Annotated in this window: 12 protein-coding genes and 1 pseudogene; 8 read left to right on the top strand and 5 right to left on the bottom strand. The window is 36.3% G+C overall.

All coding sequences use genetic code 11. The features are described 5' to 3' along the window. Positions 1 to 287: 287 nt before the first annotated feature. The 3 genes from D5F11_RS08475 to D5F11_RS08465 all read left to right on the top strand — a co-directional run bounded on the left by D5F11_RS08475 (position 288) and on the right by D5F11_RS08465 (position 3,314). Positions 288 to 1,217 carry a hypothetical protein gene (locus tag D5F11_RS08475; RefSeq protein WP_120117268.1) on the top strand — a complete coding sequence of 310 codons (930 nt, stop codon included), beginning with the start codon at positions 288 to 290 and terminating at the stop codon, positions 1,215 to 1,217. Positions 1,218 to 1,364: 147 nt separating this feature from the next. Continuing rightward, positions 1,365 to 2,000 carry an AbiU2 domain-containing protein gene (locus D5F11_RS08470; protein WP_120117269.1) on the top strand — a complete coding sequence of 212 codons (636 nt, stop codon included), beginning with the start codon at positions 1,365 to 1,367 and terminating at the stop codon, positions 1,998 to 2,000. A gap of 165 nt (positions 2,001 to 2,165) precedes the next feature. Continuing rightward, positions 2,166 to 3,314: a hypothetical protein gene (locus tag D5F11_RS08465; protein ID WP_245998150.1), complete on the top strand. Its 1,149-nt coding sequence runs from the start codon at positions 2,166 to 2,168 to the stop codon at positions 3,312 to 3,314. 566 nt (positions 3,315 to 3,880) lie between these two features. Here D5F11_RS08465 and D5F11_RS08460 read toward each other — a convergent pair. From D5F11_RS08460 to D5F11_RS08445, 4 genes and pseudogenes are all read right to left on the bottom strand, one after another. Continuing rightward, positions 3,881 to 4,306, bottom strand: a complete 426-nt coding sequence (locus tag D5F11_RS08460) for a hypothetical protein (protein ID WP_120117271.1) — start codon at positions 4,304 to 4,306, stop codon at positions 3,881 to 3,883. Between the two features lie 54 nt (positions 4,307 to 4,360). Next, positions 4,361 to 5,488: a DUF8208 domain-containing protein gene (locus D5F11_RS08455; RefSeq protein ID WP_484385942.1), complete on the bottom strand. Its 1,128-nt coding sequence runs from the start codon at positions 5,486 to 5,488 to the stop codon at positions 4,361 to 4,363. A gap of 55 nt (positions 5,489 to 5,543) precedes the next feature. Beyond that, positions 5,544 to 6,362 (bottom strand): annotated as a pseudogene (locus D5F11_RS08450) (pLS20_p028 family conjugation system transmembrane protein); the annotation flags it as partial. After that, entirely contained in the window at positions 6,355 to 6,789 is a 435-nt protein-coding gene (locus D5F11_RS08445; RefSeq protein ID WP_120117274.1) for a hypothetical protein, read from the bottom strand. The gene D5F11_RS08445 and the pseudogene D5F11_RS08450, both read right to left, overlap by 8 nt. Before the next feature lie 480 nt (positions 6,790 to 7,269). Here D5F11_RS08445 and D5F11_RS26195 point away from each other — a divergent pair, with 480 nt between their 5' ends. From D5F11_RS26195 to D5F11_RS08425, 5 genes are all read left to right on the top strand, one after another. Beyond that, on the top strand, positions 7,270 to 7,410 hold the full coding sequence (locus D5F11_RS26195; RefSeq protein WP_185830586.1) for a hypothetical protein: 141 nt from the start codon (positions 7,270 to 7,272) through the stop codon (positions 7,408 to 7,410). Positions 7,411 to 7,507: 97 nt separating this feature from the next. Continuing rightward, positions 7,508 to 8,227 carry an ABC transporter ATP-binding protein gene (locus D5F11_RS08440; RefSeq protein WP_120117275.1) on the top strand — a complete coding sequence of 240 codons (720 nt, stop codon included), beginning with the start codon at positions 7,508 to 7,510 and terminating at the stop codon, positions 8,225 to 8,227. Then, the gene (locus D5F11_RS08435) at positions 8,196 to 10,658 is read left to right on the top strand and encodes an ABC transporter permease (protein ID WP_120117276.1); all 2,463 of its coding nucleotides are present in this window, start codon (positions 8,196 to 8,198) and stop codon (positions 10,656 to 10,658) included. Before D5F11_RS08440 ends, D5F11_RS08435 begins: the two co-directional genes overlap by 32 nt. A gap of 4 nt (positions 10,659 to 10,662) precedes the next feature. Then, positions 10,663 to 11,166: a PadR family transcriptional regulator gene (locus tag D5F11_RS08430; protein WP_120117277.1), complete on the top strand. Its 504-nt coding sequence runs from the start codon at positions 10,663 to 10,665 to the stop codon at positions 11,164 to 11,166. Positions 11,167 to 11,480: 314 nt separating this feature from the next. Then, the gene (locus tag D5F11_RS08425) at positions 11,481 to 11,696 is read left to right on the top strand and encodes a hypothetical protein (RefSeq protein ID WP_120117283.1); all 216 of its coding nucleotides are present in this window, start codon (positions 11,481 to 11,483) and stop codon (positions 11,694 to 11,696) included. 690 nt (positions 11,697 to 12,386) lie between these two features. Here the strand turns inward: D5F11_RS08425 and D5F11_RS08420 are convergent. Next, on the bottom strand, positions 12,387 to 13,751 hold the full coding sequence (locus D5F11_RS08420) for an MATE family efflux transporter (RefSeq protein ID WP_185830585.1): 1,365 nt from the start codon (positions 13,749 to 13,751) through the stop codon (positions 12,387 to 12,389). Positions 13,752 to 13,753: the final 2 nt, after the last annotated feature.

The raw sequence follows: 13,753 nt of genomic DNA, 5'->3' as shown, positions 1-13,753 counted from the left end.
GTCACAGGCGTGTGACAACTTTTAAAAATTTGCCCCCATGAAAATATCAGGCTCTGCCTGGTTCCACATGGCGAGTGGGGACAATTTTCCCTTATGCTCTTTCTAACTGAATTTTAATTAACGCTGTCACTATTCACACGTTAAATAGCTGTTTTCATGCAACTAAAGTTGAAAAGTTCTTTTAGTAAATAGACGTATAGTTTAAAGATAGGTCGATCATTTCGATTAATATTGATCTTGCTGAAGTATATACAACCAGTATGGCAAATTGCTTTCGGGGTGATTAAATGAATTTGTGGGAAACGTATGAGAAGTTAGACAAACAACTAAGTGAAAAACTACTTACTATCCCTCCTTATCCTTGCGTTTCGGGAACTAGGGTACATGAATTATTGAACTGCTTAGAGAATCCGGATCCGGCTTGGGGAGGGCTGGATGGCGAAATTTTGAGGATGGTAAAGAATCCATGGCAAAGAGCTTATCAAATTGAATACAGATATATGCCAGCAAACATATTTGATAACTTCATGAAAGTAATTGAAAGTGCTACCTACGATTTAATGATAGGAAATAATGTATGCTCCTACTTGAGTTTGGTGCCGGTTGTAGAAGCGGTATTAAGAAAATGGTCTATTGAAAAGCCTGAAATTAGGTCGAAAAAAAATGGTGATTTCAAAATATCTATATTCACAGGTAGTCTAGTCAATTATTTAAATGAAAGGAATAATGAGTGCAGTTCTAATCTCGAGTTCCAAAAATGGATCAGTAATCAAATTAGGTATTTTGATTTTATGATTAGAGAAGTGTTCTATCTTAATTTCAATCGTTCAAAAGAAGGTGTAAAGAAGGAATTCAATAGAAATCGGACTTTACATCTATTAGATAATATTGAAGATAGTATAGTTTTAAGAGACAACACAATACGTATATTTTTGCTATTAGATATTATCGCTGAACTCTATTTAAGTTGTGATGAAGAACTATATTTACAGAATACCTTTTATGCTGATTGTGAGAATAATATTGACTTGAATTTAAGATGGAAAATATATCTTAAAAATGCTTTGGAATCATTAGATTATACAGACATGACCATAATAGATGCTGCATTTCTTTGGAAAGATAAAGTATATCTTTCAGACGAACAAAAACAGAAGTTTATTGAGCAGAAGGAATTTCAAATAAATTTTATTCAAGCACCTAAGAGAAGGTTATAGTAAACTGCGTATTCCACAAACGGGCCATTTTATGGAAGACTCCTTGTATTCTACATAGCTTTTTATGGTAAAATTTGGATTGATATAACATCCAATTCAGGGTAAGAGTGACTTGGATTTAGTAGTAATTTTATAAGGAGTTTTCATATGTCACAGGATATTATTAACCAGTTTGTAGATGATGTAGAGGGTCTTTTAGAAGAACTTTATCAATTAAATAGTTATTATCTACTAAATAAATATCTTAAGCAAAAAAAGAATCAAAAAGAGAACTTAGATTTGATGAACAAAGCACCTGCTTTTTTCGGCTTAACAATACATTCTTTTCAGTATTCTGCAATTATGGGTTTAGCGAGATTGTTTGAACCAGCCTCTAGAGGTAGTAAAAACATAAATAAGTTTTTAAACTTTATTGAGGGTAATCATAAAAAGATTTTTTCAAACGATCCAATTATTAAGAAGAAACTTGGGCGAATATCAGATATTGATGAATCAACTGTTATTAACGATAGGGAAAGATTAAATGAGGTTGAACCTATAATTAATAATTTAATAGCTTGGAGAGATAAAGCCTTTGCTCACAATGATAAAAAGTTTTTTAAAGATAGAGAAGCATTAGGAAGAGAATTCCCAATTACATATAAAGAAATCGAAAATTTAATTGAGCTTGCAGCTGAAATATTAAATACTTATCAAGTAGGATATAACGGTAATTATACAACGGTTATTCCAACAAACACCTATGATGTTGATAAGGTTATTATGGCATTGAGGATGTTATAGGATTTTTTATTATTCTACAAAAAGGCGCGATTCTGTAACAAGGATTAGCGCTTGTTTTCATTAAAGTGCCATAATGTGGAGCAACTCCTATTAAGAAAATTAAATCTAAATGGTAAATTTTAAAGGAGATCGTGAAAATGTATACATAAAGTAACGGGGCATTTAGTGAAAAAATATTTTACTTGGGAGGCTAGAAGTGTGACATATTGTATTGGATTTAAATCAAAAACAGCAGTGTTTTTAATAGCTGATAGTATGACTTCAAGTGGACGAAATCAAGAAATTGATGAAGCTTTTGGTGAATATACTACTTTTGGTGAATTTGTTATGGAAGAAAATAAAACTATGCAAGATAGAAGGTATAAAGTCTTTAAATTACCTGGTAATGTTTTGGTTACTTTTGCAGGTGATGTTGATAATGCTTTAGAGGTAATTGGAATCTTTACAAAAGAACTTGAAAATGGATTAAAACCAATAACTGCTTTCGAAAGAGTGTTATCAGCTGGTCCATTTTCTCGTATAGAGTTACTAGTGGGTTTTATGGAACAAGATAGGCCTAAGTTGTATTCATATAATTACATGGGTAACGGTCAGTTCAAAGAAGAACATTCATCAATACATCTAGGAAGTGGAAGAGAACACGAATATTTAAGTGATAAAAGCTCACAGTTTGTTGATTTCATAACAAATGATAATTTTGGAGATGGAAAATGTTTAGTTTATGCACTTGCATATTTACAAAATTTCGCCATTAAAAATCCTTTAATGTTGTTTGATGTAGGTGGCTTTTTCTTTGGGGGGTTTGTACATACAGGAGGAGTTCAAAGAATGTGGAATACCACTTATTTAATGTATGCTGTAACTCAAGGTAATGGGGAGAGAAATCTTCATTTAAATTATCAAGTATCATTAACTCGAAGAGATGATTTATTGTTAGTTTCCTCTAGCTTCTTAGATCATGAAAGAATTTATTTGCAAGAAATTAATTTGGAAGAAGAAAGCCCAAAGCTTATTGATTTGGAGAAACGAGTAAATGAATTAAGAGATGATTATTGGGAAGGGCAATTTAAATTTATAGTTTTATTAAACCAATTAAATTACGGGTTTACAGTATGTTATATGGAAAATAAAAATAGATTATCTGAAATAGAGATTGTAACTGATAGAGTTAAAGGGGAAGTGCGCTACCGTTTGTCGCCTGATTTAGTTAAATATCTATTATATTCCCCTAATCTAAAAGAAGAGGATATTGATCCGATATGGGATAGGAATAATCCAGCGCACCTAGAAATCCCTATTAGATGGTTTGCATAAAATTTTATCGGGAGCGTTGGAAACAACAAACGGTACAAACAACTTTATTAAACATTTAGTTGTCAAATTCGGATATATTTTTGCTAATAGAAGGATTGTGAAAATTCATACTTGCCGTAGTGAAACAAGACTTTATGACTTTAAGACTAAGATTTTATTTTAAGTATTCCATTAAAGGGCGCGATTGTGAAGAATGATTAGTGATTTCTGAATTTGGAGAGTGGAATATATACATTGTGTGCGGATTTCTGTTCACAAGCTTTCAAAAATTGAATGTCATAATAAAATACCACGCTCCTGTTTTATAGGAACGTGGTTTTGATTTTTATTTTCGATTTTGAATTGTTGTCTCAACTAATTTGAGACATTGTCTACACAGATCAATTGCTTGTCGAAGTTCCTCATTTTTGTTTTCGATAAGGTTACGTAGCTGTATCAAGTCATGCTGCATTTTATAGGTACAAAATAACTGTCAGCAAATAATTCAAGAGCTTTGTCTATATCGTGATTGACCATTTGTTTAATGTCAGTTGCGGTAAATAAATCGAACTCTTTGTATTTGTACTTCATTTCACTTTCGAGTCCTTTCGCTGTTTCATTTTGGTTATTCTGCTGCGGACAACTTCTTCGGTATGGCAGAGAAATTCAGGCTTGTACATATCCGTTGTAGGAATGTGTTGTACGTTTTGAAGTTCCATATAGCCCTGCAATAATTCAATTAATATTTGCGTGTTCCTGTCCGTGTTATTTGTTCCTAACCGAACTCGGTTCAATTCATTTGAAATTCGATCATTCACAATTTCGGCAACTGTATGGGAGATATACTGGAGATTCCAATTATTCTTATTCAATTCTTTATGTTCTTTTAAAATGTCGTTTAATGCTGCACTTTTAGTTTTGTAATCATTGATGATCATGTAGTCTTCTAAATAGTCGTTGTGGACGGGTCGTAATCTTACACGAAATTGAGGTTCCTTAAAATCTTTGCTCATATTATTCCTTCCTTTCTAAATGAGGATCAAAAGAGTTACTAGAAAAAAGGTGTATCATGTTCTTGATTTCAACTTTTGAATACTTGCCGTACTAGGAATCTCATACGAACTTGGTCTGCGCTTCACTGTATGAGAAGCTGCATGTTGCTGTGTTTCTTGCTCCATGACAGTTCTGTGAGAAGTTTGTTGTGCTGTTTGAAAGTTTACCTGGTCAGTATGCTCTGCGCTCTGTTGGTTCGTAACTGTATAAGTATTGGTTGAATTGTTGTCTTGAACAGCGCTACCGCTGCTAGAACTTACTGTGCGTGTTGCTGTTGCACTGGATTGGTCGATTTCATTCGGTATATCGATGTCTGTTTGCACACTTGGGCGTTGTGCATATTGTAGCTTTTGAGTACTGTCTGGGCCGTTTGATTGTGCGTTACCTGTGTTCTGTTTTAGCGGACTGCTGCCAACTGTTGGAACAATGTTAGAAAGCGTTCCAGTACCTTGTCCTTGCTCGGAAACATCCGATAGCCTAGCATCCATTGAAGAGGGTGGAGCGATCGTTTGTTTTGCCTCACCAAAGAGTGTTCTGCTTTGTGCTGACAAGTTTCTTTCAGCATCATTAGGAGAAGGTGCTCTTTGTTGTTTGCGCTGTCCTGGTGTCTGTTCTTTTTCAGTTTGAGTTGAGATGCTTTTTGGTGCAGCACTTTCAGATCTTCCTGCTGAATCATCAGTTTGATTGTCCATATTGCTAGAGGAAACATTCTTGTTGTCGTTATTTACGTCTGTTGGATTACTCGCATTTGCTTGAAGTCCTTCTTTTGTTGATGCGTTAGGCGAAGATGCTTTTGTATTACTTACTCCTTTACGGTTACGATTTCCAAACTGATTCTTTGCGTCGCTAAGTTTGCCACCCGTCATGAAATCAGCACTTTTTGCGGCAAACTTTCCAGTCTTAGATACTAATTTGCTACCTGCATAAGCTCCGGCGAGTATACCCCATCCATTTTTTAATCCAGCATCAATGCCGAATAGTCTCTTAACAATATTCGGTCCATCAATGACTGCTAAATAGAAGGCGATTAACGCAATGAGATAGGGGAAGGTATCTAACGTTTCTTCCATATATGCTGTGCCAATCATATACACCTTCATTGATAGAAAAATAAGGATAGTGGCGAAAAAAGTGTTTAATATCGCCTGAATAATCTTCTTCGTTTTTTGCCCATCGTGAATGTCGCGCTACTATATAGTTGAAAGTCAGTTCAAAGAACAACTTTGCCAACTTAAGCGAGATGGAGAACAGTGTAAAGGCAATGACGCCTAAAGTGACAAAGATGGTGAACCAGTTAATGGAGTAACGGAAATAGTATTCGTTATTCCATTCCAAACCTGACTGAGCCAGCTTTTCGGCACGGTATTCACCGGCATTAGTAAACGAGAGCGTATGTTTAGAAATTTCTTTTCCTTCGGTAGATATACCTTCGGTGTCTTTTCCGTACTTTTCTCGGACATTAATATTGGTAATTTTGCTAGGTGGTACACTGTTCGGTACGTCCAGTTCAGTCGATGACCAATTGGTTTTATCAATCTCCGAAAGGTCTACAATGTTTCGATGAATAATCGAACCACTCAATGAGGATTCATCAGTTGGATAAAGTGAATTCACCTTTACAGCGTCAATCGCAGCGTCTGTAAACTCGTCAGCCTTGTCCATTCCAGCATTTAGAGCAAGAATGACCATTAGGGCGATAAAAAGGTTGATCGCTATTCCTTCACGATTGAACTTCTTTTGGAAAATCAAGAGATATCCTGTATAAAGCAAAGAAAAGGCGAGCAAGATGTATAGAACTGGTTTGATTGAATCTACAAATGCTACAATTTCAGGGTTATTATAAAAGCTTTTGACCAACAGAATGTCATCTGTCACGGTCTCCAACTTATCGACAATCCAAGCAAGCCCTTTGACGAATACCCATCCTATCCAACGAATAATGTCTGTGAAGATATTAGAAATGCTTAGGTAGTCTTGAAATTCCTCAAGCTTTCGAGCGATTTCTTTATTACTCATTGGTCGCACCTCCAGTCATGGAATCAATAAAGTATCGTAATTCCTCTTCCTGGCGCAGCCCTTCATGAGTTTCTAATTCGTATTCTCCATAGACCTTTCCGTTTTTCAGATAGTAAATCGTATTAACATGCTGCATTTCAAAACGGAAAGGATTTTTACTTAAACCGTCTGGGTTCTCGTTTTTACCGTCATTGCGGAAGACATTGAATTGCAAAGCATATTCCTTTTTTTCTAGTAATGCTTTTTCTGTTTCATCTAAGAATGGAGCACTGGTTTCATTTGTAATGACAACGAAACCGTCTTTTTGGTCATCTAACATCTGCTGTACATCGTCAATGGTGGCTGTCTTTAGTCCGTGGCTCTGGTTACACCCTGTTGCAACCAGTGCTATACTAAAAGCAATAACAGTTGCTCTAAATAGCTTCATGCGATAGCCCTCCTAAATCTGTTTAGTAAGTTGACTCAAGTCCTTTCTGAAAAACTGTGGTCACACACATGGTCATTTTTTTGGTCATTAAAGATTGATTCATCATTTAGGATTGTTTATCGATTTTCTGTGAAAGGTTGATTTAACAGGTTTTCTTTGTGGTTGTTTTAGAGGATTTTGGTGGCAAGCTTATGGGCGGCATGATGTAACGAAAACTCTAAATATATCAAGGGTTAGAGCAACATTCATCAGTAAAAACCCTCATGAAGGTCTCTCAGCAATTCACTGAATTGCTGAGAGACCTTTTCTGTTCCTCTTATTTAGTAATCGATCTGTCTTTCCGCTTTTTAATAAGCTTTTTTTTACAGTTAAGTTGGAAAAAATATTTACTTAGTATATATGGATGTGTGCTTTATCTGTGGATTTAACTTTATTCAGCAGAAGTCTCCCACTTCTGTAAGTGGTGAGATTTAATGCCTATTGGTATTCTATTCAGTGGGGGTCAAACCCCGGCTGAATAAAGTTAAAGCATCCGGCGGATGCCACAGATTTTCAAAGGAAATTTATCGAGCGGAGCTCGATAAAATCTGGGCGCAAATACGCCAAGGCGCATTTGATTAAAGAATAATGCAGATATTTTAGTTATATACATAAAATTTCTTTTGTTTTATATATACTTAGTATATACTAATGGTGAGATTGAACGGGAGGGAACGAGATGATTAAAGTCAGTCAGCTCAAAAAAGAATTTATACAGGGGCAAGAGAAAACACAAGTACTGAAAGGTGTTGATTTGTATATTGAAGAAGGAGAATTCGTGGCTATTATGGGCCCAAGTGGCTCTGGTAAAAGCACTTTACTCCAATTACTAGGAGGGCTTGATGTACCCACCAATGGGGAAATACAAATTGATCATCATTCGATAAACCAAATGAAGGAAAAGGAAAGAACAATATTTCGGAGAAAAAAACTTGGTTTTGTTTTTCAAAATTATCAATTATTACCTAATTTAACTGTTGAAGAAAATATCGCTTTTCCTCTTCATGCAGATGGAAAATTGACAAATGAAAAAAGTAAATGGATCCATGAATTGATCGATTCTGTAGGATTAACGGGTTTAAATCGCAAGCGAGCCAATCTGCTTAGTGGGGGTCAGCAGCAACGTGTGGCTATAGCGCGAGCACTTGTCAATAACCCGACTGTTTTGTTAGCAGATGAACCTACAGGGAATTTAGACAGGGCAAGGGCAGAAGAAATCCTTGGTTTATTGTCAATGTTCCATCGTAATCATAAACAAACCATTGTGATGGTTACACATGATATTTTCGCAGCTGGTTTTGCAGATCGTATCATACTTTTTAGAGATGGGATTATCGATCAAGTTATATCTAGGAAGGATGGTGACTATGCTAAATATTTGGCGAATTTCATGGCGTAATGTAACACAAAACAAAAAAAGGTTTTTCTTTACATTGCTTGCGATAATACTAGGGACGTCCTTTTTAACTTCTATGTTGATAGCTGACAAAACAACCAATGACGTTTTTGACTACTATGAGCAAATGTATGTCGCTAATGCAGATTATTGGGTTTTAAGTGATGAACATACCTATCCAGAAAATATGGTCTCATCTATTCAAAAGGATCCCGCTGTTACTCATACACTGCTTGCCCTTGATAAGCAAGCTTTCTTTAAGCTTGAAGGCGATCACTCTTTGAATGAAAGATCTGTACGAATTACAGGAGTAAATGATCAAAACAGCCCTTTGCTGGAGCTGCCGGTTATTGAAGGCAGCTTAGATAATGAGGGAATAGTCATACCAGATGCTGTTGCCAATTTATTAGGGGTAGGGGTTGGAGATTGGGTTGAGTTTACCAATATGGGAGAAGCAAAGGTATCGGCCATTGTTGAGTATACGCAATTGCTTGCAAGTCCTAGTAATTGGGAACGTGCTGAATCAACAAGTTTTCGCATTATGGCACCGCTAGAAATGTTAAGAGAGTGGACAGGGAAGAATGATGAGATTTCCTATATGCGTTTTCAAGTCAAAGGTGATGGCACGAAGCTCTTTCACTCTTTTCAACAGAAGTTTAGTGGGGCTAGTGTGTACATAGAACCCGTTGTAGCAGATGATCTCCAAAGCAACGATATAGGTGGCCTTTACACCTTTTTCTACTTAATAGCTGGGTTGTCAATGTTTATCAGTGGGTTTATTGTTTTTAATATGATTTATACAAGTGTTATAGAAAGAAAAAAAGAATTTGCTATAATGAAAAGCCTGGGTTATACACAAAGTTCTGTTTCTAAGCTCGTTCTTATTGAAATGATACTTTTGGCATTGATTGGTACAATTGTTGGGGTACCGATTGGTATATGGCTTGGAGACCTGTTTATGAAAGCTCTGTTAAGTGTATTTGAATTTGATATGGTCTACACATTAAATTGGAAGCTGCCAACGATGATGGCGATCATCATAGGTTTGTTATTCCCTGTAGTCTTTTCATTATTTCCTATTTATAGTGCAGGTAAAACGTCCATTTTATTGTCATTAAAAATGCCGAATAAAACGGACACATCATCCAGGTGGTATCTTCTTAGAGCCATTGTTGGTGCGATACTTTTATGCTTTGTGTTTATAGATCATCCAGTTTCATATGCTGCTATATTAATAGGGGTTATTTTATTATTCCCTCTACTATTATCGGGTTTAAGTAAAATGATAAAGCCTATTTTTAAATCTCTGTTTAATTACCCCGGCACTATGGCTACAAAAAATCTCTTGCAGCAATTAAACCGTAATGCTAATACAGCTGCTATTCTAGCTGTTGGAATATCGGTTATATTGTTACTGGGGGCGGCTGTAGAATCGGCTCCCGAAGAGTATGAAAAAGAGATTAGAAATACGTATGGGGGAGATATGAGAGTTACTTCTGAGGTACCATGGTCTTCCGAAGACATTGCAAAAATATCTTCTTATAATGCTGTTACAAGTGTTGAAATGTTAACCGAAGCAACCCCGATTACTTGGGAAACAAGTAATGGAAGAAGTAGACAATTTTCCGTTATTTCTGTAAGCGAAAATGGCCCCTCATTATTTGCAGAACATCGCGAAAATGATGTATATAAAAAGTTAAAACAGAAGCCTTCTGTGTTACTTGGTGAACGCGCATTTGAAGAGTGGGGTGGAAATGTTGGACAAAGTATTCTAATGAATACTCCAAATGGTGAACAACGATTTGAAGTTATTGGCGTTGTTAAGACATCACATTATTCTGGCTATGTCGCATTTATGGATCAGGTATATTTGAATGACGATTTTGGATGGAAGAATAGCTTTGATCTGCTGCTATCTTTAAATAATAAAGCGGATGATTCAATCCGTGACCAGCTGTGGTCAGATTTTGGTGAACATATTTCAAAGGTTCAAACGGTCGAAGATGAAATTGAATCCACTACATCCGCCATTTCAGGTATGAATAAACTTATTCTAATTTTATTGTTTATGATTATCGGATTAGCTAGTATTGGTACAGCCAATACGCTCTTGATGAATACTTTAGAACGCATACCCGAAATTGGAACAATGCGAGCACTCGGTTTTACGAAACAACAGGTTACAAATATGATATTAGCAGAGGGGATGCTCATTGGCTTTTCAGGAGTAATCGGAGGCATTGTAACAGGTATCATTTTAATATATGCAACAAGTAAATCTCAGCTAATGGAAGGGTTTATGTCTTTCCAATTACCTTTCAGTAATATGATATCAGCAATAATTGCAGGTGTTTTGCTAAGTCTCTGTGCAGCCTGCATTTCCAGTAAAAGTGCGAGTAGAATAGATATTCAATCATCGCTCAAAGAAGGTTGATAAGTTGTCAGTAAAATATGGAATCTTAACGTTATTATTCCGTCAAAAACATCATGGATACGAATTGAAATTAGAATTGGATTCTTTGCTTGGAATTAAGGGGAAAATTAATCCCGGTCAGATTTATACCACTTTAGACCGCTTGGTACGTGATCAACTTGTCACATCTCCAGGATTAGATGATCAAGAAAGAAAATTGTTTGAGTTAAAACCCCAAGGGAAAAAAGAATTAGAAAAATGGTTACTGGAACCTGTGCCCTATTACACAACAAAAGAGGATTTTTTCTTTAAATGGAGCTGTGCCCGTAAAATTTCTTTTGCCCAGGAAAAGCAAATGCTTGAACAACAAAAAACAATGATTATTAATGAAGTGATGGAATTAACTAAATTAAAGACCGAATTATTATTGCAGGGTGACGAAAATGAATATTTATTAATTACGGGGTTATTGCTGCATTTAGAAGCGGATTTAAACTGGATAAATCAAGTTGAAAATCGAAGCAGTTAAAGTAATTGTCGCTATATATAAGTTAGACAGAGGATCCTCAACTCTAAAAAAAGCCTCTGCTGTAAGCCTGCTGACATAAGAAAACTTGAAGAAACCTTATAAAATAAACGTTTTTAGGCAGTGCTCAAGTGGAATTTGTACAAAATAAAATATATTCAGTATGAAGAGATATTGCAAAGAGCAGTATCTCTTTTTTTGTGTCCACGATATTTACGGATATAGAAGTCTTGTCAGAAATCAAGCATATCGAAAGTTTCAATAAACCTTTTCTTAAAATATCGATTCCTATTGAACACGTTTTTTGTGAGTTAACAATGGAAAGGAACGTGGTTTCTGTGGAAGAAGCTAAAATATATGAAGAAAAAGTAATGGAATGGATTGAAGATCATTTTGTGTTAAATGAGATAGAAATAGAAGATTATCCGTTTTTTTCTTATGGGAAATTGGTGTGTGATAAACAAGGGGAATCCATGATTGTTTATTGGTGCGTCATTTATGGGTGTGTCGATAATCGTTTTCAGAACGCATAGGAAATAGGTAAACATACTCGCTAAAGGTTGCACAGCGCTGCGGCGGCGAAGCGAAAGCCGCTGTGCTGAGTTAAGCCTGCGTGGCGACAGCCACGCCTTAACCCCCGAGGGGGAAAAAACATTAGGAAGCAGTTCCAAAAGTGCCTTGAAGCCTGTAGGCACGACGGTTTGGAGCATATCACAAAAATGTCAGATTTTTAACGCTAGTTGACATCATTTTTAATGAGGAGGAATGTACATGAATCAAGCGCTTTAGTATCAAGAATTAAATAAAAAATGTTTAGCGTATGGCGGGCGATGGATTTTATATCATTATCTAAAGCAAAACGGGAATCTTCCATATTTTCTTTGTCAAAAAGTTTTTAACTTCATTCAGCAGAAATCTCCCACTTCTATAAGGTGAGATGAATGCTATTGGTATTCCATTCAGTGGGGGGTCAAACCCCGGCTGAATAAAGTCAAAGCCTCCGGCGGATGCCACAGATTTTCAGAGGAAATTTATCGAGCGGAGCTCGATAAAATCTGGGGCAAATACGCCAAGGCGCATTTGATTAGGGATGGTAATTCCTGCTAAAGACGCTCCAGGATCAATACCAGCACAATACCCACCAATAAATTTATCTTAAACGAACAATAAAATTTGGGAGCCACCCTTTTGAACGATAATTTCAATCCTTTCTTGTGCGCATATTATAATGATTGGTCGTCGATTTTCAAACCTACTTCGGGCTTAAATTTTCTGTATTGAATCCATAAATACAATGCAACTACTGTAAATGATATAAGGTCAGCGATAGGAGTAGCCAACCATACTCCCAGTAAACCAAGGAACTTCGGCAAAATATAAACAAGCGGGATCAGCAGGATTAGCTGTCTTAGTGAGCTTAGGAAAATTGCTTTCCGAGCGTCTCCTATATACTGAAAGAAGTTGGAGCCTATCATTTGAACACCAACGATCGGTACCATACAGCAGAAGATGCGCATACCAAACGTTGCAGTATCCAACAGTTCAGGATCGGTGCTCCCACCAAATGCTGAAATAATATAGCTACTAAAAATCTCAATTAACAGGAACATGAATATGCAAAAAAACAGAACGTACTTTATTGCATATTTCATAGTTTCCTTTACCCGATCTATTGCCGCATGACCATAGCTGTATCCGATAATAGGCTGAATCCCTTGACCGAGACCTATTATTGGCATATATACTAGCATAGCGATGGTATATATCACGCCATAAGCGGCAAGCCCCGTGTTTCCTCCATATGCGTATGATACTCTATTGAATATCAAAGAAACCAAGCTTAAAGATATTTGTCCAATAAAGCCGGAAAATCCAACAGATAGAATTTGCTTTACTTCATCGAGATAAAAGCGCATGTATTTGTGATGTAGCATAATACCGATATTGTTTTTAAATAGGAATTGCAAGGTCAATGCTGCACTAACAAGGCTTGCAATTACGCTTGCAAGAGCAGCACCACCAACGCCAAGACCTAAAACAAAGATGAAAATAGGGTCAAGAATTATATTCACAAGTATTGCAACAATAAAATTGATGAATGCTCTTTTTGCAAAACCCATGCTGCGGATGATACTATTCATTGATTGTGAAATAACAAAGAATACAGATCCCACAAGAAAATAGGTTGAATACTCAACAGCATAATCAATATTTCCACTATTGGCTCCATATAAGTAAAGTACAGGCTTAAGGAATATTATCCCCAACACAGCAATTAATAAAGACAGCGTCAATGATAAAACGAACGATGTACCTACAATTTTTTTTGCCCGTTCATTATCGTTTTTTCCCAGTACAATTGATAGATTTGCACCTGCCCCAGACCCAATTAACTGGGCCAGCGACTGCATAACAAGATACAAGCCAAAAGCCACGGTTACAGCTGAGATTGCTAGCGTATTGACGCCCTTAGCTATGAAGATACGGTCAATTGCCATGTTGATTGAATTTACCAATAAGGCAATGATGGCAGGTGTGGAAAAATTCCTAATTAACTTTGGTACTGGCATGGCCTCAAGCTTATTCATAA

This window comes from Siminovitchia terrae, from assembly GCF_003605405.2.
GTDB classification, from domain to species: Bacteria; Bacillota; Bacilli; order Bacillales; family Bacillaceae_C; genus Siminovitchia; species Siminovitchia terrae.
The sequence above is the reverse complement of the archived record's forward strand: the minus strand, read 5'-3'. Positions and strand labels throughout refer to the sequence as shown.